General features: G+C 59.3%; 18 protein-coding genes. 14 read left to right on the top strand and 4 right to left on the bottom strand.

Annotation, left to right across the window (positions count from 1 at the left end; translation table 11 throughout):
• The first annotated feature begins 410 nt into the window (after positions 1-410).
• The 4 genes from QFZ88_RS26640 to QFZ88_RS26625 are packed head-to-tail and all read left to right on the top strand — an operon-like array spanning position 411 to position 3457.
• Positions 411-1265, top strand: coding sequence for a substrate-binding periplasmic protein (locus tag QFZ88_RS26640; protein ID WP_179654345.1), 855 nt, complete (start codon positions 411-413; stop codon positions 1263-1265).
• 7 nt (positions 1266-1272) lie between these two features.
• Positions 1273-1992, top strand: coding sequence for an ABC transporter permease (locus QFZ88_RS26635; RefSeq protein ID WP_179654347.1), 720 nt, complete (start codon positions 1273-1275; stop codon positions 1990-1992).
• Positions 1989-2678 carry an ABC transporter permease gene (locus tag QFZ88_RS26630; protein WP_307420754.1) on the top strand — a complete coding sequence of 230 codons (690 nt, stop codon included), beginning with the start codon at positions 1989-1991 and terminating at the stop codon, positions 2676-2678. The genes QFZ88_RS26635 and QFZ88_RS26630 overlap by 4 nt, the downstream gene beginning before the upstream one ends.
• Positions 2675-3457 (top strand): ABC transporter ATP-binding protein, encoded by a 783-nt coding sequence (locus QFZ88_RS26625; protein WP_065997013.1) that lies wholly within the window; start codon positions 2675-2677, stop codon positions 3455-3457. Before QFZ88_RS26630 ends, QFZ88_RS26625 begins: the two co-directional genes overlap by 4 nt.
• A gap of 18 nt (positions 3458-3475) precedes the next feature.
• On the opposite strand, the gene QFZ88_RS26620 is transcribed toward QFZ88_RS26625, so the two are convergent.
• On the bottom strand, positions 3476-4654 hold the full coding sequence (locus QFZ88_RS26620; protein WP_179654349.1) for an ROK family transcriptional regulator: 1179 nt from the start codon (positions 4652-4654) through the stop codon (positions 3476-3478).
• 114 nt (positions 4655-4768) lie between these two features.
• Between QFZ88_RS26620 and QFZ88_RS26615 the strand changes: the two genes are divergently transcribed.
• The 5 genes from QFZ88_RS26615 (at position 4769) to QFZ88_RS26595 (ending at position 11232) form a co-directional block, all read left to right on the top strand.
• Positions 4769-6040 (top strand): ABC transporter substrate-binding protein, encoded by a 1272-nt coding sequence (locus tag QFZ88_RS26615; RefSeq protein WP_179654351.1) that lies wholly within the window; start codon positions 4769-4771, stop codon positions 6038-6040.
• A gap of 66 nt (positions 6041-6106) precedes the next feature.
• Positions 6107-6991: a carbohydrate ABC transporter permease gene (locus QFZ88_RS26610; protein WP_179654353.1), complete on the top strand. Its 885-nt coding sequence runs from the start codon at positions 6107-6109 to the stop codon at positions 6989-6991.
• Entirely contained in the window at positions 6991-7842 is an 852-nt protein-coding gene (locus QFZ88_RS26605; RefSeq protein ID WP_179654355.1) for a carbohydrate ABC transporter permease, read from the top strand. Before QFZ88_RS26610 ends, QFZ88_RS26605 begins: the two co-directional genes overlap by 1 nt.
• 67 nt (positions 7843-7909) lie before the next feature.
• Positions 7910-9055 carry an ABC transporter ATP-binding protein gene (locus tag QFZ88_RS26600; RefSeq protein WP_179654357.1) on the top strand — a complete coding sequence of 382 codons (1146 nt, stop codon included), beginning with the start codon at positions 7910-7912 and terminating at the stop codon, positions 9053-9055.
• A gap of 26 nt (positions 9056-9081) precedes the next feature.
• Positions 9082-11232: a beta-galactosidase gene (locus QFZ88_RS26595; protein ID WP_179654359.1), complete on the top strand. Its 2151-nt coding sequence runs from the start codon at positions 9082-9084 to the stop codon at positions 11230-11232.
• 418 nt (positions 11233-11650) lie between these two features.
• On the opposite strand, the gene QFZ88_RS26590 is transcribed toward QFZ88_RS26595, so the two are convergent.
• Genes QFZ88_RS26590 through QFZ88_RS26580 form a run of 3 tightly spaced genes read right to left on the bottom strand, consistent with a single transcriptional unit; the run spans position 11651 to position 15141 of the window.
• Positions 11651-12874, bottom strand: coding sequence for an ABC transporter substrate-binding protein (locus QFZ88_RS26590; protein ID WP_210271203.1), 1224 nt, complete (start codon positions 12872-12874; stop codon positions 11651-11653).
• A 24-nt stretch (positions 12875-12898) separates the two neighbouring features.
• The gene (locus QFZ88_RS26585; RefSeq protein WP_179654361.1) at positions 12899-14455 is read right to left on the bottom strand and encodes an ATP-binding protein; all 1557 of its coding nucleotides are present in this window, start codon (positions 14453-14455) and stop codon (positions 12899-12901) included.
• A gap of 11 nt (positions 14456-14466) precedes the next feature.
• Positions 14467-15141, bottom strand: coding sequence for a response regulator (locus QFZ88_RS26580; RefSeq protein ID WP_179654363.1), 675 nt, complete (start codon positions 15139-15141; stop codon positions 14467-14469).
• 449 nt (positions 15142-15590) lie between these two features.
• Here QFZ88_RS26580 and QFZ88_RS26575 point away from each other — a divergent pair, with 449 nt between their 5' ends.
• From QFZ88_RS26575 to QFZ88_RS26555, 5 genes are all read left to right on the top strand, one after another.
• A complete protein-coding gene (locus QFZ88_RS26575; RefSeq protein ID WP_179654365.1) occupies positions 15591-16883 on the top strand; it encodes an ABC transporter substrate-binding protein in 1293 nt (430 codons plus the stop codon).
• Entirely contained in the window at positions 16871-17659 is a 789-nt protein-coding gene (locus QFZ88_RS26570) for an ABC transporter ATP-binding protein (RefSeq protein WP_179654367.1), read from the top strand. Before QFZ88_RS26575 ends, QFZ88_RS26570 begins: the two co-directional genes overlap by 13 nt.
• Positions 17656-18381, top strand: coding sequence for an ABC transporter ATP-binding protein (locus tag QFZ88_RS26565; RefSeq protein WP_179654369.1), 726 nt, complete (start codon positions 17656-17658; stop codon positions 18379-18381). Before QFZ88_RS26570 ends, QFZ88_RS26565 begins: the two co-directional genes overlap by 4 nt.
• Positions 18382-18383: 2 nt before the next feature.
• Entirely contained in the window at positions 18384-19283 is a 900-nt protein-coding gene (locus QFZ88_RS26560) for a branched-chain amino acid ABC transporter permease (RefSeq protein WP_179654371.1), read from the top strand.
• 225 nt (positions 19284-19508) lie between these two features.
• Positions 19509-20924, top strand: coding sequence for a branched-chain amino acid ABC transporter permease (locus QFZ88_RS26555; RefSeq protein WP_307420745.1), 1416 nt, complete (start codon positions 19509-19511; stop codon positions 20922-20924).
• Positions 20925-20930: the final 6 nt, after the last annotated feature.

Here is a 20930-nt window from a genome sequence, read left to right as displayed (position 1 = left end):
CAGTCGGCCGCCGAGGCCGCTTTACTCATCGCACCTGCAGTCAGCGGCGCGATTGGGATTGGCCCGCCGACGGACAAGAGCTCCTGGGGGGGGTGTCAAAAAAAACATGTTGCTCGTACCAAAAAATTGAACTACCGTTCCGGCGACATAACGTACAAAAAGCAGGAAATGGATGAGCAGCGTAGTCGTCCTTGAGGGGATCAAGGAGCGACACTCAACTTCCCGGCCATCTGGTAGAGAACGGAACTGGATCTAAGCACAGAAGATGCAGATCGCCTTGTGGCGGCCGGGTATCAAGTGTGCGGGGAGTACGACATAAGTTTGGATAATTCCAAGTGCTCGGCTGATTGAGCTTCGGCCGCGCATCACGGCCTACTGCTGAGTTCTGGTTCAAGGGGAGGAGTGTTTCAATGCACATTACGCGATCACAGTTCATTCAAGTATTGGCTGCCGCCACGCTCAGCATTACGGGGCCAAGTATTTCGTTGGCGCAAGCCCAGAAGAAATACGTCTTCGTGACAGGCGGCGATTTTGCCCCCTACGACATGACAAAGCCGGACGGTACGTTCTACGGATTTGAAATTGATCTCCTCCAAGAAATATCGAAGCGCACGAAATTTGAATACGAAGTGCGCCAGATGGCCTGGGACGGCATGATGCAAAGTCTGATGGACGGGAAATTCGACGCCATCATTTATAGCGTCACGATCACCGATGAACGCCTGAAGGTTGTTGATTTCTCGCTGCCCTACACATCGGACGCAACATCATTCGTCGTTTCCAAGGAAAGCGGCATCAAAGTTCCCGACACAGGCGGCAACGTAAACCTTGCCAAGCCCGAGGCGCAGGTCTTCATCGATTCCCAAGTCGTCCCAGCCTTCAAGGGGAAGGTCATTGGTGTTGAAGCGGGAAGCACCCAACTCGACTTCGTCAAGAAATATTTTGGCGATAAAGGAGTTGAGATCCGGCAGTACGTGGGAGTTCCTCAGGCCTACCAGGATCTGCAAGCTGGCCGTGTCGACGCTGTCGTCGCGGCAGAGACAAGCACCGCCGATTTTGTTGCGAAAAACAAGGACACGGCCGAAGTCGTCGGGCCGGGGTATTCTGGCGGGCCGGTTGGTGATGGAATGGGCATTGTTGTGCAGAAGGGAAATAGCAAGCTCCTGAACCCAATCAATGCCGCAATAAAAGAAATGTACACGGATGACAGCCTGAAGAAACTGACCGTGAAATGGTTCGGCCGCGATCTGTCTCCTCATCTCTGAACAACCTATGATCGAGAAGCTATCACTGGTCGGCTTTGGGCCCGACGGCTGGGGCTGGGTCTTTGCGCAGGCCGGGTTCATGACGTTTTTGGTTGCGTTCACTGCTTTCGGCATCGGGCTTTTGGTCGGAACTCTGGTGGCATGGGCAAGGATTTCAGGTTCGAAACCGGTCCAGGTGGCTGCCTCGGCATACGTAAGCGTATTCCGAGGCGTGCCCGACATTTTGATAATTTACCTGTTCTTTTTTGGTGGCAGGCAGGCGATCACCTTTGTTGGAACAGCACTTGGCATGCAGGGGCCCCTCGAAGTCAGCGCTTTTGCAGCAGGCGCGCTCGCCGTCGGGCTTATATCCTCAGCCAGCCAATCGGAGGTTCTTCGGGGGGCCTATCAGGCGGTGCCCAAGGGTACGATAGAAGCAGGCGTCGCTGTCGGCATGACCCCACTGGGGCTTTTTCGAAGAGTTATTGCCCCTCAAGCGCTCGTCACCGCAATACCCGGAATGGGAAACCAGTGGCAAGGAACGGTGAAAGATTCAGCAGTTGTCTCGGTCACTGGCCTCGTTGAGACAATGAGGCAGGTTGCCATCGCCTCCGGCACAACACGTGAATACCTTCTTTTTGCAGGTGTAGGTGCAGTAATCTACCTATTGATAACAACGGTGTCCGACAAAATCACCCGTATCGCGGAGCATTCGATAAGGTATCACGTCGAAACGAAGGTGGCATGATGGATTCCGCCTTTATGATCGATATCGTGTACAAGCTTCTGTCGGGATTGCCACTAACATTGAACCTTACAGTCTTTGGCCTCATTGGGGGTGGCTGCCTAGCCCTCGTCTTAAATGCAATACGCGCAACTCCATTGGGAAACTCCGTAGCTTCCACCTACGTATTTTTGTTCCGTGGCACGCCGCTGCTAATTCAACTTTTTGTAATATACTACGGTCTCAGCGCCCTGCCATTCGTCCGTGGAAGCTTTCTGTGGCCATTGCTGCGGGAGCCATATTGGTGTGGTTTGCTAGCTCTGATCCTAAATGATGCAGCCTACACCTCCGAGATCCTCCGAGGCGCTTTTCGCGCCGTCCCACAGGGATCTCGCGAAGCAGCCAAGGTGGTCGGTATGACCCGTTGGGAAGCGTTCAGAAGAATCAGCTTTCCGATCGCACTTAGACAGGCGTTGCCGGCCTACTCCAGTGAGGTTGTAGCGTTGTTGAAGGGCACGGCCCTGGTGTCCACCATCACGCTGATGGAAGTCACAGGCATAGCTAGTGCAGCGGTTAGGCAGACTTGGCGCGCTATAGAGGTATTTCTATGCGCGGCTATAATATACCTCGTTCTATCTCTGCTTGTGACGTGGTCATTCGCGCAAGTCGAGAGGCGTCTTTCTCCCTGGTTATTCCGAGATGCACGATGAAGTCGTCAAATGTACCTGAGGCGGTTTCTATAAAATCCCTTCGCAAGTCATACGGTCAGCACGAGGTACTGCGTGGCATCGACCTAACGGCGAACGATGGCGATGTCATATCCATTATTGGCGCGAGCGGATCGGGTAAGAGTACGCTTCTGCGCTGCATTCCGATGCTGGAAGTTCCAAATTATGGTGAGGTTGCCGTCGGTGACGATCGCTTGATGTATCTCGGCAAGAAGCTTTCGAAGTCTGAGGCTAATACCGTTCGTCGCATCAGGAGAAACCTTGGCTTCGTATTCCAGAGCTTCAATCTCTGGCCCCATCGAACTGTCTTGCAAAACGTTATTGAGGCGCCGCTGCATGTGCAGGGACGGCGCCGTTCTGAAGCTATAGAAGAGGCGATGGTCCTGCTTGAGAAGGTCGGGCTGGCGGACAAGAGATTCGCTTGGCCGAATCATCTTTCCGGAGGTCAGCAGCAACGTGTCGCGATTGCACGTGCGTTGGCTCAGCGCCCGCGTGCGATATTGTTCGACGAGCCGACGTCTGCACTGGATCCTGAGTTGGTGGGAGACGTGCTTCGGGTCATTCGTGGACTTGCCGAAGAAGGCCGTACCATGATTATTGTAACCCACGAGATGGGCTTTGCGCGCGAAGTGTCATCACGAGTGGTCTTTCTTCACCAAGGCATGGTTGAGGAAGACGGCGCACCGGAACAGGTGTTTGGTAATCCAGCGTCAGGCAGATGCAGGGCCTTCATCGGCAGTCATTTCGACCGTAACCGATAGTTGCTTTAATCGTGACCTTTATGCGACGCCGCCAGTCTCACCAGGCCTGCTCTCGAAATCGAACAGCCTCTGGGTTGCGAGTGCGGCGGCCCCCCGCGCCCAGGAGTCGTCTGCCCAGTCCGGCGTGATCGGCGGCGGCGTCCACATGGCATGACGCCTCAGAGCGTCACGCATCGGTTCGAAGAGATAGTCGCCGAATGTGACCGCCTCGCCACCGCCAACGATAACCTCCGGATCGATGGTGTTGCAAAACCCGCCCAAGAACCTGCCAATGCCTTCGCCTGCTTCACGCAACAGGTTCAGGGCCGTCTCGTCGCCGGACTGCGCCGCTGCGAGCATGTCGTGACGGTCAACGTCGCCCTGAACGCCCTTCTCCTCGCGCCATCGTTTCACCAATGCCGGTTCGGAAAAAAAGATCTGAAGGCATCCGCGGCGGCCGCACTCGCATAGAGGCCCAGTCGGATCGTAGATGGAGTGACCAAGCTTGCCCGCGGCTCCATTCGCGCCGCGATGGACCGAACCGTCGATCACCACCGCGCAACTGATGCCCGCGCCGATAGCCAAGGCGCCAACGGTGCGGTGATGGCGGCCGAGCCCGAACAATTGCTGCGCGAGCGCGAAAGCGTTGGTATCGTCGTCGGCCCAGACGGGCACGTTCACGAGGTCGGCGAGCATCGCCGCTATCGGCACGTCGATCCAGCCGAACCGGTGACTGAGCCGGCATACCCCATTGTCGATGACCCCCGGCACGGCGATGCCGATGCCGCTGAGTTGCGCACCGGTCGGCGCGGCGCGTTCCGCAAGCAACTGGCCTACGGCAGCGGCGCAGGCTTCCACCGTACTTTGCGGCGACTGATCTGGCACAGGCACTCTTTTGGAAACAAGGGGGGTCGTGGCTAAGTCCGTCAGCACGCAATCGATCGCACCCACCATCAGCTTGAACCCGACAACGAGGCGGCCGGCATAATTTATGTTGATCGGGATCGGCCGCCGCCCGGGGGCGCCAAGGCTGGCTTCTCCCTCCACCAAGATATTCTCTGCCAGCAACTCGGAAACCACGAAAGTCACCGCGGCCGGGCTGAGACCGCTTCGCGTCGCCATATCGGCTCGGCTCATCGGCCCATTGGCGCGGATCATGTTGAGGATCAGCCGTCGGTTCATGGCGCGCGACGTCTGCTGATCGCCTTTTAGCTTCATCGAACTCTCATTATTAATTTTGTAAATTAACTATTGACCGATTTCACCTGCATACGCTACGAGTGGCCTCGGTTCAAATGAAATCCGGCTGTTCTCAGGGAGGAGACAAAAGCCATGGCCATCGACGTCACAACTCTGTCCGCGACAAGGCGCCGTTTCCTGAAGGGCACCGGTGCGGCCCTGGCTGTTTCCGCCACCGGCGGCCTTTGCTTGCCGGCCCTGGCGCAGGCGCAGGAAATCACCATCATCTCCAACCTCAGCAATGCCGGACAACGCGACATCCTGCATAGGCTGGCGGCTGAATACGAGGCCAAATCCGGCGCCAAGGTCGTCATCAACAACATGGACCACGAGGCGCACAAGACGGCGATCCGCAGCTATCTCGTCGTCGGTGCTCCCGACATTTGTTTCTGGTTTTCCGGAAACCGCATGAAGGCGTTCGTCAACAAGGGCCTGTTCGACGACATCTCCGATCTGTTTGCCCGCGAGAACTACAAGAGCGTGCTTGGTGCCACGACAAGTGCGGTTACCGTCGGCGACAAGCAGTATGGCCTGCCGATGGGCGGCCTGCTCTGGGGCCTGTTCTACCGCAAGGATGTCTTTGCCGAACACAACTGGACGCCGCCGAAAACCTGGAACGATTTTCTCACCTTCGGCGAGGCCGCGAAGTCGGCGGGCATGATCCCGATGAGCATGGGCACAAAGGAACTGTGGCCGGCCGGCGGCTGGTTCGACCATATGAACCTGCGCATCAATGGCCTCGACAAGCACATCGCGCTGATGGACGGCAAGGTCCAGTATACCGACCCTATGCTGACCCCCGTCTTCGACAAATGGAACGATCTGATCAAGGCTGGCTTCTTCTCGCCAAACCACAGCTCGTTCGGTTGGGAGCAGGCGGGGGCGGCGCTGGCTCAGAAGAAGGCCGCCATGATGGACCTCGGCGGCTTCATCAGGTCCGCTTTCGCCGAGGCCGACATTCCGCAGCTCGCCTACGCGCCATTCCCCGAAGTCGCTCCCGGCGTCGCCAGGTATGAGGACTTCTCGGTCAACTCAATTCACGTCCCTGCGAACGCGAAGAACAAGCAGGGCGCGCGCGACTTCCTCGCCTACTTCTACAAGCCGGAAAATCTTGGCGCCTTCCTCGCCGCCGAGGGAGCCATTCCGCCACGCAACGACTGCCCGCCAAGCAAGGATCCGCTGGTCAACGCCGCTGTCGAGGAACTGAAGAAGGTGGTCGGGACGTCGCAATACTATGATCGCGATACCGATCCGGACATGGCCCAGGAGGGCATGACGGGGCTGCAGGAGTTCATGGTCAAGCCCGAGCGGCGCGATCAGATCCTCGAGCGGCTGGAAAAGACCCGCAAAAGAATCTTCGGTTAGTCCTCCCGGACCTGACGGGCCGTCGCCTCTCCCCGGCGGTCCCGTCTCCTTTTTGGATGAATTCCGATGCCCCGCTTCTGGCGCAGAAATCGTCATTGGTTGACGCCGGCATTGTTCCTCCTGCCGGGCCTCATCCTGTTCAGCCTCGTCATTGTTGCCGCCTCCGTCGAGACGGTCTGGATCTCGCTGCATGACTGGGATGGTATCGGCGTCAAGACCTGGGTCGGCCTCGCCAACTATGTCGAGCTGGCCGACGACCCGCAATTCTACGTCTCGCTCAAGAACAATATTATCTGGCTGCTGATCTTCATGCTGGCGCCGCCGATCGGCCTCGCGCTGGCGCTGATCGTCAACCAGCAGATTGGCGGCATGCGCATCCTGAAATCGCTGTTCTTCGTCCCGCTGGTGCTGGCGACGGTGACGGTGGGCGTTGTTTTTGGCTGGGTCTATGATCCGACCTACGGATTGCTGCAACTGATCTTCGGCCTGTTCGGCGCCACCGCGCCGGCGCTGCTTTCCGACGAGAATTTCGCCACCTTCGCGGTCGCCGCCGCAGCACTGTGGCCGCAGATCGCCTTTTGCATGGTGCTGTTCCTCGCCGGGCTGAACAACCTCAACGAGGACCTGATCGGCGCCGGCCGCGTCGACGGCGCGCGCGGCTTGCGCATGCTGCGCCATGTGGTCCTGCCGCAGCTGTCGCAGGTCGGGTTCATCGCCATTGCCGTGACGGTGATCGGCGCGCTGCGATCCTTCGACATGGTCGCGGTCATGACCACCGGCGGCCCTTACGGCTCGTCGACGGTGCTCGCCTACCAGATGTACGAGGAATCGATCTTTTCCTACCGCTTCGGCTATGGCGCGGCGATCGCGACGGTTCTCTTCGCCATCATGATCAGCTTCATCGCCTGGTACCTGCGCGGCTTGATCAAGGCCGAACGGAGCAACGCCTGATGTACCCGCGCCCGATCCCCGAGGACGCGAAGATCCAGCGCGCGCTCTATGTCGGCGGTGTGACCCTGGTCGTCGCGCTGTGGCTGTTGCCGCTCTTTGCCGTCATGCTGACGTCGATCCGTTCCAACGAAGAGCTGATGGCGGGCAACTACTGGGGGTGGCCGCAGAAATTCAGCCTTATTGAGAACTACACCGCGGTCTTCGAACAGACCGCGATGCTGCGCTTCTTCCTCAACAGCCTGCTGATCACCATTCCCTCGGTAGTCGGCGTGCTGATCCTGTCGACACTGACCGGCTTCGTGCTGTCGCGCTATCCGTTCCGTGGCTCAAATCTCATTTTCGCGCTGTTCGTCGGCGGCAATTTCCTGCCGGCCCAGGTCATGATGATCCCGGTGCGCGACCTGATGGTGAGGCTGGGCCTCTACGACACCGTCTATGCGCTGATCGTGTTCCACATCGCCTTCCAGACCGGCTTTGCGACGCTTTTCATGCGCAACTTCATCGCGGCCCTGCCCGGCGAATTGTTCCAGGCGGCGCGCGCCGAGGGCGCGTCGCCATATCAGGTTCTGCGCCATGTGGTGGTTCCCCTGGTGCGGCCGGCGCTGGCGGCGCTCGCCATCCTCACCTTCACCTTCATCTGGAACGACTATTTCTGGGCGATCGTGCTGACCCAGAGCGATGCGGTCAAACCGGTCACCGCCGGGTTGAACAATCTGCGCGGCGAATGGACGTCGGCCTGGAACATCGTCTCGGCGGCCACGATCTTCGTCGCGATGCCTCCGGTCGTCATGTTCTTCCTCATGCAGAAGCATTTCATCAGCGGCCTTACCATGGGGGCGGTCAAGGGATGATCTTCGCTCCAGGAAACCTGACCGGACGACACCGACCCGCCCGGCAAACACGGAAAGGCGCCTCGCGATGAGCAGCGTGGAATTGCGCAAGGTCGACAAGCACTATGCCGGCTATCACGCCTTGAAGGCGATCGACCTGGCGATCGAAAAGGGCGAGTTCGTCGTCATGGTCGGCCCGTCCGGCTGCGGCAAGTCGACCTTGCTGAAGACGATCGCCGGACTTGAGACCATCAACTCCGGCCAGGTCGTGATCAACGGGCGCGACGTCACCAGGGAAGAGCCGGGCGATCGCGGCATCGCCATGGTGTTCCAGTCCTATGCGCTCTACCCGCATATGAGCGTTGCCGAAAACATGGGCTTCGGCTTGCGGATGGCCAAACGACCGAAAGCCGAGATCGATGCCGCGGTCAAGCGCGCGGCGCAGATCCTTCGTCTCGAGGAACAGTTGGACAAACGCCCGAGGCAATTGTCGGGCGGGCAGCGCCAGCGCGTCGCGATCGGCCGCGCCATCACCCGATCGCCGGAAGTGTTCTTGTTCGACGAACCGCTGTCGAACCTCGACGCGGCGCTGCGCACCCAGATGCGGGTAGAGCTTTCCAGCCTGCACGCACAGCTCGGCTCCACCATGGTCTATGTCACCCACGACCAGATCGAGGCCATGACCATGGCGGACCGGATCGTGGTGCTGAATAAGGGGCGGGTCGAGCAGGTCGGCTCGCCGCTCGAGCTCTACGCCAATCCGGCAAACATCTTCGTCGCAGGCTTTCTCGGCGCGCCGCGCATGAACTTCATCGAAGCGCGGGTGGAAACCGTCGGCGCGGCCAGCCTGACGCTGACGGCGGCGGGAATGCCGGCGCTTGCCTTCGGCGACATTGATGCGACCGGCATTTCGGCTGGCGACGCGGTGACCGTCGGAATCCGACCGGAAAACCTGCATGTGCTCGAGCGGGCGGACGCAGGCCAGGCATCGTTCCCGGGCCAGGTCCGGCTGGTCGAACATCTCGGGCGGGAAACGGTTCTCTACCTCGATGCCTCTCCCCTCCAGGCGACCAACTCGGACAGCGGCACCGGCAATTTCACGGTCCAGCTCAACAAGGTGTCGCCCATCAATGTCGGCGCCCGGCTGACGGCCGGCTTCGAGATCGCCGACGCCTATCTGTTCGGACCCGATGGCCGCACGCTGACGCCGCGAAAACCCGTTCCCTCAACCTGACCCCCGCATCCAAGAGTATCATCCGCATGCAGCGCAAGAAGCCCGCCCCGCTTTCGGTTTGGCGACCGCTCAATCTCGACCGCTTCCTTCTGGGAGCACCGCACTATCCCGAACATGTCGACGAGAGCTGCTGGCGGCGCGACGCCGAGCTGATGCTTGCCGCCGGCGTCAACACGGTCAGAATGGGGGAGTTCGCCTGGCATATTTTCGAGCCCCATGAAGGCAAATTCGACTTCGCGCTGTTCGACCGGGCAATCGAGGTTCTCGGCGCTGTCGGAATCGACACGATCATGTGCACGCCGACAGCGACGCCGCCGCGCTGGCTGACCGTCAACTATCCCGAGGTGTTGCGGGTCGACGTCAACGGCCACCGCGCAAGCCATGGATCGCGTCAGCACGCCGACACCACCAGCCCGGTCTTTCGCGCTCACAGCCGCCGCATCACGCGCGCCATGGCCGAGCACTACAGGAACAATCCTCGCGTCATCGGCTGGCAGACCGACAACGAGCTCAACACGACGGTTTCGGAGTCGTTCGCGCCCTCGACCCGGCTGGAATTCCAGAAATTCCTGCAGCGCAAATACGGCGCCATCGGCGCGCTGAATTTCGCCTGGGGCGGCCATTTCTGGGCGACGGCTTATGACGATTTCTCGCAGATCGACCTGCCGCGGCCGCTGATGCCATCCTATCCAAGCCCCGGGCAGGTGCAGGACTACCATCGCTTCCTGGCCGCGGCGACGGCGGCTTTCCAGCACGACCAGGTCGAGATCCTGCGCGCCGCCAATCCGGACTGGTTCGTCTTCCACAATCTCGGCCAGCTCGCCGACATCGATTTCCGCGGCCAGTTCGGACAGGACCTCGATTTCATCGGCTTCGACATCTATCCGATGCTGTATGACGAAATGCGGCGCACCGGCGGGCATGCGACCACGCAGGCGCTGCATCTCGACATCTGCCGCGCCTACTCCGGCAACTATATCGTGCCGGAGCAGGCCTCGGGCTTCGGCAGCCAGCCGGGCTTCTCGACCATGACGCCGGAGCCTGGCGAGATGCGCCGCATGGCGATGACCTCGGTTGCGCGCGGCGCCGACGGCATCATGTTTTTCCGCTGGCGCCCGGCGCATTTCGGCGCCGAGATTTACTGGATGGGTATCATCGACCACGACGACGTGCCGCGCCGCCGCTATGACGAGGCGAGCCGGTTCTTCCACGAGATAGCCGCCATCAAGGAGCAGATCCTAGGCACGGTGGTGCGCATGGATGTCGGTATCGCCGGCGCGGATTTCGATAACCAGGAGGCGCACAAGACCTATCCGATGGGATTGCCGAGCCCGCTCGAAGACGCCACGTTTCTGCATCGGCACTGCTACCAGCAGGGCATTGCCTGCGGCTTCATCCATCCCGAAGACGACCTGTCACGGCTCAAGGCGCTCTATGTTCCGCATTGGGTTATGTGGAAACAGGAATGGAATGCCGCGATCGAGGCTTTCGTCCGCAACGGCGGCACGCTGATCCTTTCGGCGCTGACGGGTACCCGGGACGAGAACAACCACATCGTGCGAGAGCAGGCGCCAGGGCATGGGCTTTCGGCGCTGAGCGGCGTCAAGGTCGCCGAGTTCGGCCGTCTCGCTGGGGAAGGCAGCACCGGCCTGTTTCCGTTGTTCCGCCAAGCCGCGCTGGGCGCTTATGCGCCGCCGTCGCCGCTGCCCGCCTCGTCGGCGGAGCGCAAATATCACTTCACCTTCGGCAACAGGCAATTCGAGGCCGCTCACCTCTACGAACTGCTGGAGGTCGAGCCCGACACAGAGGTTCTCGGCACATGGTCCAACCGTTTTTGCGCCGGACAGCCGGCGATCACGTCCCGCCAACTCGGCAAAGGCCGCGTCGTCTATGTCGGCACCTATCTCACCCAGCAGCTTGCCGAAGCCATAGCGGATGTCGTCCTAACCAGGGCGGGTGTCGTGCCTTTGCTTCCTGAACTGCCAACTGGTGTGGAAGTATCGATCCGCGAAGCCGAAGATCGCAAATTGATGTTCATTCAAAACACTATCGACGTTCCGGTGGCTGTCCCGGGGGTGCCCCCTGGTTTGGACTTTTTAACCGACCACGCCGTAGCCGGCATTATGCAGCTTGAGGGCTATGGTTGTGCGGTGATCTCATTGGGTCTCGACCAATAGACCTCGCGGAGCACTGACTTCAGCTGGTGTCGGTCGGGCGGCCTAGGTCCGCCCGGGCCATCTCAAAAAGGTGGCGACCCCCACGGTCGACCGACCGGCTGTCCGGTCTCCTCGTCAACGACGAAGGCGTTGGCTTTCATATTCTCGATCTGGGTCACCTCCGCCTTCTGGCGAGCCGGGTGGATGATGTCGTCGTGACTGCGCCTGCGGTAACCGGCATTTTCAGGGCTGCTATTAGGCTTGTATCCTGTACGACTGCTTCGCCGACATCGCGCTCCCCGCCCTCGACGAGCGCCTTTTGTCGTTATGGTCAAGAAGCACCTGATCTGCATCATTGCCGCAACCTCGACCTCCCTTGCCCACGCCGTCGGTGCCGGGAGGACGCCAGTTCGGGCAGATAGTCATCGATGCGTATCGGTCATGTTGAGAACCACGACGGCACGACGAACCGCTCGGTATTATAAGGCTCTGGTGCGACCAACCCCAAAACGCCTTTTTGGCTATGAACCTGGTAGAAGAGGTGTGGCGTGCCTAGAGACGGATCTTGCACAAAATCCGGATAGGGAACTGCTGCCTGCCAATCCGGATGATACCGGACGCAGCCCACGACACCTCGATACACGGTTTGAAGGAGCGCACGCGCGATCTTGCGGTTTTGTTCGAAGTCTCCCGGCCCGCCGGTGCCGCCAGCAATCGAGGCCGCGACGGCATAGTGGTGCATGGCAGTGTGGGACTGGCAGCCGACTTGTGGAGTCGAGCCCTGCCCGAAGCGTGCCAGATAGAGTTCAGAAAAATGCTTTCCGATATCGTCGCGCAACAGGCCAATCATCGTGCTGACGATCACGCCGACCCCTTTGGCCTGAGTAATGTCGCTGAATGATTGATGCATGGCGCCATACTGCAGATAGACTAGGCTGTTGGTAGGCTCCTCCATGAATTGAAGGTGAAAATGCGCAAGGTCGCCGGTATAGAAATGCGTGTTGGCGATGACCGCAGGCTTCACTGCACGAACCTGCTTGAGCACGTCCCGCCATTCTGTCGTCGGCGTCAAAACAACCTGTGGACCGAACGCAAGCTGCCAGCCGAACTGCACTGCGGCGGCCGCCATCGCATTGGCAATCACGATACTGTAGGGCTTTGACCCCGAGACGATGGCGATGCGGTTCGATTCCGGCACCCATTGGCCGGTATCGCGTAGCCATGAAATGAATTTTATGAACCCCTGGCCGTACCAATATTCGGCAGGATCGGCCATGAAGCAGCCGAAATAGCGATCGGGATCGCTGATTACAGTGTCGTGATGCTGCAGCAACGTGTTGTGATGAATATAGAGAATCCCCGCATCGGCGACCGCTTCATATTCGGAGTTCTGCGTGCCGATATTGTAACCGTTGACAATCGCATGCACCTGGTGCCGGTCAATCAGCCATCGCGCCGCCGCCGTGACCTCTTCCGCAGTCTGCATTTTAGTATCAGCAAAAATCGGCTGCAGCCGCTTGCCGAGAATGCCACCACGGTCATTTATCTCATCGACGGCCATCATAACGCCATTGCGAAACTCAGCGCCGTCTGCGGCTGACGGCCCCGTCAGAGGAACCATGCTGCCGATCGGGATCACGTTGTCGTCCGCGCTGCCGCGCATACTTTGTCCCCCCAAAATCGACCGCTAGCGATCGTGTGCAGCCGGTTCTTCTGATTCGAAGAGCAGTTTGTGCATCAGTACCCTCAGCCTTGGAGGACTGACGGGTTTAATCAAAACGGGAAAGCCTGCCCCCTTAATGGCCTTGATCACCTGGGTATCGGTATCGGCGGTAACCACCACACCGGGAACGAGCTCCATCAAACTGTCGCGAATAGTCGCGATAACTGTCGTCCCGTGCTCACCGCGCAGGCTGTAGTCAGCGATGATCAAGCGGGGCCTGATGTTGTCGTCTTCTATGAGACGGCAGGCATCCTCCTTCGAGCTGGCGGCATGGACAAGGATCCCCCAGCGTTCCAGAAGGTCTCGCGTCGCCTGGCGCAAGGTATCGTCATCCTCGACCAGCAACACCGAAATACCCATGAATTCCCCGCCGATCCGTTCGCTGATCTCGGGCTCGCCAATGTCGCTGTGCCAAATGTTTCCAAGAGGCAACGAAATCGAGAAAACCGAACCTTTACCAGGCGTTGACCGGACGTCCAGTTCGTGGCCTAGAAGCCCGCACAGGCGGGTGACGATGTTGAGCCCCAGGCCGAGTCCGGCCTTCTTCGGCCGCTTGCTGTCCCCGACTTGGAAGAACTCATCGAAAATCCTTGGCAGGTTTTCGGCTTCAATGCCGCAGCCGGTGTCCCAGACCTCGATACGCAGTTTTTTTCCAACGCGCCGGCAGCCAACCAGGACTTTTCCCACTTCTGTATAGCGAATCGCGTTAGCCACCAAGTTCGAGAGGATGCGCTCCAGCAACGCTTTGTCGGATACCACTGCGTTGCGCGAATCGACGAAGCGCAGATGCAGGCCCTTCTGGGAGGCAACATGCTGGAACTGTATGTCGAGACGCTGGAAAATTTGGAAGAGCTGGAATGTGGCTACGCGAGGCCGGATCTGGCCCGCATCCAACTGGCCGATCTGCAGCAACGCACCAAGCAGATCCTCCATAATGGACACCGCAATGTCCATCGTATGCAGCATGTCTTGGCGATGGCTGTGGTCAACTTCGGCGATACAGTTGTAAATTAGGATGCGGAGCGTCGCGAGCGGTTGCCTCAGATCGTGATTTGCGGCGCGCAGAAAGCGTGATTTGCCGTCATCGGCAGTCTCCGCCAACTCCTTGGCCTCCCGCAAAGCATGCTCGCTTCGCTTCATCGAGGTAATGTCGTTGAGGGTCATCACCATCCCCCCGCTGGGGACGGGTTTTTGCACGATCTCTATGGTGCGCCCGTCGGCCAGCGCCTGATGACTGCGTTTGTCGGAGCCGAAATCCCCCAATTGGGCAGCTGCCCAGCGATCTGCAGCCATCGGAAGTACCCACTCATTCGATCGCGCGGCCATCAACAGTGCGGAAAGGTATGTGAGACCTTCTTCGCCTTCGGTGTCCTCGCGCCGGCCTTCGAGATAGAAGGCGTGGCGGAACGGGCGATTTGCGTAAGACAGCCGCTGGTCAGCATCCCACACGGCTATGCCCGTGGCGACGGAGTCGAGGCTATCGAGTATGGCAGCGACGTATGGGGGCAGTGTGGAGGCCACGTCGCTCGGACCTATCGAGGCTCAGGCGACTTCGGCAGATTGGCCAAGCTGACGGCGTAGTGGATGGTGGACGATCGATCCCGCAGGCCGAGCTTCTTCATAAGATTGCCTAGATGAACGCGAACCGTATGGCTGCTCAGACCGAGGTCCGTGGCGATTCGGCTCACCGAATATCCCTTGCCCAGCAGCCCCAGAACGTCGCGTTCGCGGTTGGTCAGCGTGCCGACGTTGCGATCAGTCGGGACGGCTGGGGTTGGTTCGGCAGTTGGGCGCTCGCGCAATCCCGGCGCCGTTTCGATAATGCGGCGCGGAAAAGACACCTCGCCGGCAAGCACCCGTTCAAACGACCGCTCTATCTCCGGGCCACTTGACGATTTGGGAATGTAGCCGATGACGCCATGTTCGACGGCACGCAAAACATGCTCGATATCCTCGTGTACCGAAACGACGACAACAGGAACCTCAGGAAACTCGTCTCTTAGCTTCCGCAGACCTTCGAATTCGTCGAAGCCTGGCATAATCAGATCCGCCAGCATTAGATCGATATCGGCGTGTGCGCGCAGCAGCGCCAAAGCCTCGCCGAAGGTCGCCGCCTCGAACACTTCAAGTGCCTTGTGCAGACGCCGGATGACCTGCTTGAGAGACTCTCTCACCATCCAGTGGTCATCGGCGATCAGAACTTTCATATAGGTTTTCCCTGGGGCTCTAGTATGCGCGCCATCATGGCGCCCAGCACCAATGTAAGAAGCGGATTATTGATTCCGATCACACCGACTTACTCCCGATTTCCCGACATGTTGAGGCAAATTCGGTTCTGGCCGCAGTTTGATGTCTGTTGTGCCAACGTGTCGGCATCGCCGCCGAACGGGCTGTCTCTTTTGGTTATAGTCGAAACGTCTAGAAACCTAACGAAGCCGCGCTGGCAGCATACGCCGGTTTCGCACCGAAATTCAAATAATTTTCTTTCTAAGAAACTTTAGCCTTGACGCATTCTCGCAACTACTGCACATTTCGTCTAATCAAAAAAATTGACGTCCGAAAACAAAACGGACGAAACGTCTAATCCGGGAACAAGGCGGCTTGTTCGTCGCGTCGCGGGCCGTCCGAACGAACCCGCAAAACAGGAGGGAATTCCATGGTTGGAAAAATCAATCGAAGAAGATTGCTGGGTACCGTAGCAGCTGGTGCCGCGGGCGCGGCGTTTCCGATGCCTTTCATCTCGCGATCTTGGGCGGCTGAACCGATCCTGCTTGGCGTGCCGACATCGCAGACCGCCGCGGCGGGTGTAGCCGACGATCTCGACCATCTCAACGGCACGACTCTCGCTATGGAGGAGATCAACGCTGCGGGGGGCATCCTTGGCCGCGAGCTCAAGTTGTTTGTGACTGACGTCGACAAACTATCGGCCGAAAGCTGCCAGCAGGCGATCGCCGCCTGCATCGATGCCAAGGTTCACGCGATTTCGAACGCTTTCCTGTTTGTTCCTATTCCGGCCATGGACGAATCCGCCAAGTACAAATGCCCCTACGTCCAGGGCAACACCCAGCGTGCCGCGACCGAGGCTACCCGTTCAGACCCGAAGAAATACAGCCACATCTTCCAGACCGATCCATCGGAGGTGCATTACGGCTACACCTATCCTCTTTGGCTGGAGCATGAAGAAGCTCAAGGGGTGTGGAAGCCGAAGAACCGCAAGGTGCACATCGTTCAGGAGCAAGTTGCTTACTGTCAGACCATCTCCAAGGCTGCGCAAAAAGCGATCAAGGAACGGGGCAAGTTCGAGGTCGCTGCTGTGACCGACATACAGTTTCCGGTGCAGGATTGGGGCCCCGTCATTCAGAAGATGAAGGAAGTCGATGCTGCCGCAATCATGGTCGACCATTGGGTGGCCGCCGAATATGCGGCTTTCTGCAAGCAGTTCCGCGCCGACCCGGTGAAGGATTCGCTTGTCTACATGCAGTACGGGCCGTCACAGCCCGAATTTCTGACGCTTGCCGGCGAGTCCGCCAACGGCTTCTGCTGGTCGACGGTCCTTGGCATCTATGCTGATGAAAGGGGAATGAAGTACCGAAAGAAGTACCAGGCGCGGTTCCCGGGCATCATGGGCCTCGTCTACACGGGCAATGGCTATGACATCGTCCAGTATCTAAAGCTGGCCTGGGAGGCCATCGGCGATCCGAATGATTTCAAGGCGGTCTGCGACTGGATCCGCGCAAATCCGTATCGTGGTGTCTGTGGCTACATGGACATGAACAATGAACTGCAAGAAGCCTCGCACTTCCCCGACAACGGCTACGAAATATCGGCGACCGAACTCGAGAAAGGCATGAGCCAGCTCTACGTGCAGGTGCAGAACGTCGGGCACAAGATCATCTTCCCGAACGAGATTTCGGAATCCAAGCTCCAGCCGGCGCCATGGTGGGGTTGAGGTCGCATCGGCGGGTGGAGCGCGGCATACCCTCGCCGCGCTCTTCCGAAGCCTTGTTCTCGTGCGAGGGCATTTTCCTTGACCTCGGGGGCCGAGAGATACTGCGCGATATCAATATGAGCGTAGCACCCGGAGAGGTTTTGGGGATTATCGGACCGAATGGCGCAGGCAAGACGAGTCTGTTCGAAGTCCTTTCCGGTCGCCTTAGCCCGAAATCCGGTACTGTCCGCTACAAGGGTCAGGACATTACCCGGCTAAAGCTGCATGAACGGGCCCGCATGGGCATCGGACGCAGCTACCAGACGCCGGTCGTGCCCGACGAGCTGACGGTCGGGCAGACGTTCAAGGCAGCCCGCCAGGCCTACGCTCCCTATCTGACGCGCTTTGACGCCGAGTATGGCGCCGAGCTCGCTGGGCTCAACGTTGGCCATGACGAGCCGACGGCCAGCCTCGAAACGCTGAACCGGCGCAAGCTTCTATTGGCCTGTCTTTTGATGCGCAGGCCGGCGCTGCTGCTCATGGATGAGCCTGCCGCCGGCCTCATCAATTCCGAGGTCGATGAGATCGACCATCTGATCCGGCTTTTGTCGAAGGAAATGAACATCGCCATCGCCATCGTCGAGCATCGCATTGAGCTGCTGGACACCATTGCCGATCGCGTGATGGTCATGGATGCGGGCGAAGTCATCGCCGAAGGATCACTTTCCTCAATCCTTGCCGATCCTGCCGTGCACGCCGCCTACTTCGAGAATGTCCACGAAGGAGGCCTTGAATGAGCAAGCGCCGCGAAGTGCTCAACGTGAAAGGCCTGTCGGCTGGATACGGCCCAATGAGGGTCATTCACGATCTCGATCTCATCGTGAATTCCGGCGAGCGTATCGGCCTTGTCGGCCTCAACGGCCATGGCAAGACGACGCTGTTCTATGCCATCGCGGGTTTGACCGGATGGCAGCGTGGCTCGATCAAACTTAACGGCGCCGAGGTCGGGCGCACGCGTTCGCAAGGCCCGGGTCGCTACACACATCAGATCGTGAAGCAGGGCCTGGCCGTGATCCCTCAGGGTGATGAGATCTTTCACGGCCTGACCGTCGAGGAGCATCTCGATTCGGGTGCGTTCACGCCTCGTGCCTGGCGTGAACGAGCCATGCGCAAGAAACGTATCCTGGCGATCTTTCCACCGCTGGTGAAACTGATGAACACAGCGGTCGGGCGTCTGTCTGGCGGGGAACGCCGCATGGTCTCCATTGGCCGCGGCCTGATGGCCGACGCGTCGCTGTTCCTGGTCGACGAGCCTTCGCTCGGCTTGGCTCCGAAGATCGGAAAGGGAGTCATCGATGCGTTGATGAGCGTGGAACTGATTGATTCTGCGATGGTCATCGCAGAGCAGAACGTCTCTCTCCTCGAGGGCCGCGTCGATCGCGTTATCGGCATGCATGTCGGCAAGCTCAAGGGCGAGGCGTCGGTCGGGCTCATGTCAAACACCAAGCGCGGGGTCTAGGGGTGGATTGGGCTTTCATCGTCACCAACGCGATTGTGCTCGCCTGCATATATGGCACGCTGGCGATCGGCATATCGATCACCTGGTCAAGTCTGGGCCTGATCAATCTCAGTTACGCATTCATCTTCGCCCTGTCCGGCTATGGCGCTTGGCTGACAGCGCAATATATCGGGCCGAGCCTTCCGGCCCTTTTCGTTGGCCCGGCGGTCATGGCTGGCGGCATCCTGACCGGCGCACTCGGCGGTCTGATCGTCTGCGCGCTAGCCTTCATCCCGATCCACGACAAACCGAATTTCACGGTGCGCGGGCTGATTGCCACGCTTGCCATCAATCTGATCGGCACCCAAATGTTGCTTTGGTGGTTCGGTCCTCGCTCGAAGAGTCTGCCCGAAATTTTCGGCATAGGGAAAATCAGCCTCTCCGGCGTCGTTCTGACGGCCGACAAGCTCGGCAACGTCGTGTCCTCGATAGTGCTGCTGACGATCGTTTTGCAGTGGATGCGCTCGAGCCGTCGCGGCCTCGAAATCCGAGCCATGATGATGAACCCGCATGCTGCGGCCATTGTCGGCATTGGCGTGCGACGCACCGGTTTTTATGTGATGGCGATCACCGGCGGCTTGGCGGGCCTGGCCGCCGTCTTGCTGTCGCAGACTTATTACATCGCCCCGTTTAGCGGACTGACACCCATGATCAAGGGTGTCAGCATCGCACTTTGCGGTGGCCTCGGCAGCGTTCGTGGCGCGGTAATCGCAGCCCTTTTGCTCGGTTTCAATGAGGCGCTGACCAGCGTGACTTTGGGGGGCCAATACGTGCTGATCACCCAATTCTTGGTCATCATCCTCATTCTTTTGATCCGACCGCGCGGGATTGCGGGAATTCTGGACAAGGCGCGGGAGGCCTGATCGATGGCAAATCTCTGGCGCAATCCGCTGTTTGTCTGGGGTGTCGAAGGCGCGGTCGACGAACTGCCGACCAATCCTCATATCAGCCCGCAAATCGTCTGGGACAAGACGCGGGAATCGCGCGTTCCGCTCCTGCCGGTCGGCCGGCTGCGCTACTATTACAAATGGCCTGGTCATGGCGCCGCGATCTGGAACAAGTTGCGCTACTGGCCGACGCGCCGGCGTTTGCTGCACATCCGCGGCGAGTACAACCCCAAGACATTGGCCCGCGAGAAAACGATCGTCGACAAGCGCCCGATCTGGTGGCTGCTTGGACTGCTTGCTCTGCTAGTCGCCCCCGTCTTCGTCCCGGATAGCCTTGAGAACACGCTGTTTGCGGCTGGCGCCTTCTTCGGCATCTACGCTGCAATCAATTTGTGCTGGATGCTCATTCTCGGCACGGCGAGTATCTATTCTCTCGCAAGTTACGCAGTGGTTGGTGCCGCCGCCTTTATTGCGACCTATCTGTCGGTAACCCTTCATCTCCCGTGGTGGGTTCTGCCCATTGTCGGCAGCGGCGTCGGCTTGGTGTTCGGCGTGCTGATCGCGATTCCGGCAACCCGGCTCGACGGGTTCTATTATGCACTCCTGACGCTCGGCCTGAACGAACTCTGCCGGGTCTATTTTCTGCAATCGAAGGAGTTTGGCTCCGCGACCGGAGGTCTCTACGGGGCAGACACCTACATTCCCAAGGACTGGTCGCCGCTCAGCCAATCCTTGCTCGGGTATTATGCGTGCTTGGTCCTCATGCTCGGGGCGCTGCTGCTCTATCGGTTGATGGACGGAAGGCGGCTCGGTCGCGTCCTGCGCATGGCGCCCGAGAAACGCGAGGCCTTCGCGGAGGCGACCGGCGTCGACTACCGCAGAGCTCGCGTCCAGGTCTTTATAATTTCATCCATCGCCCTGGGTTTCATCGGCGGCTTCTATGCCGCCCACTATCGTGGCGTCGGCTTCTCGATCTTCAGCTTCGACACTGTGCTTCTCGGACTCGCAATGCTGGTGATCGGTGGCATCGGCCGAGCCGAAGGTGCGGTTGTTGGAACCGCCATTGTCGTGGTTCTTGACAAGGTGCTTATCAGCTGGGGACCGATCCGCCTGATAGCGATCGGCCTGATTATGCTGGGCGTGGTGCTGTTCCTGCGCGGCGGCATCTTCGGCATCAAGGCTCAGTTCCGCGCTTGGCGCGACAAGAAGAAAAGCGAACGCCGTTCCACCAGAGCCGAAAAAGGAGGCGAAATGCTGCCGGAAGAAGCCACCGAGACCAAAGACAAGGATCTCGTCTATTTCCATCGCTACGACAAGATGCAGCGTGATTATCTCAAAACTCTCGTGTCTCCCGAGATCATCGATGAGCACCGGCGCTCGCCGCTCGGTCAACACAGCGAGCCGCTCGAACGTCTGCTTCTCTACTTCCGCCGGGCAGCGCTGCCCGACAAATATGCGATCACCGTCGTCGAGCCGTTCAAGGCCTACCGCATCGTCGCCTTGTCGGGACATCGCGGCGTAGCGCCGAGGGTCGTGGAGGACAAGATCTACCCGACACAGAACGAGGCCTACCACGGCGTTTTCATGCGTAGGGTTCAGGATCTACTCGAAACCTGAGCGAAT

The sequence above is a fragment of the Mesorhizobium sp. YL-MeA3-2017 genome (genome assembly GCF_030814575.1).
GTDB classification, from domain to species: Bacteria; Pseudomonadota; Alphaproteobacteria; order Rhizobiales; family Rhizobiaceae; genus Mesorhizobium; species Mesorhizobium terrae.
Note: the sequence above shows the minus strand (reverse complement) of the source record. Positions and strands in the feature narration are given on the sequence as shown.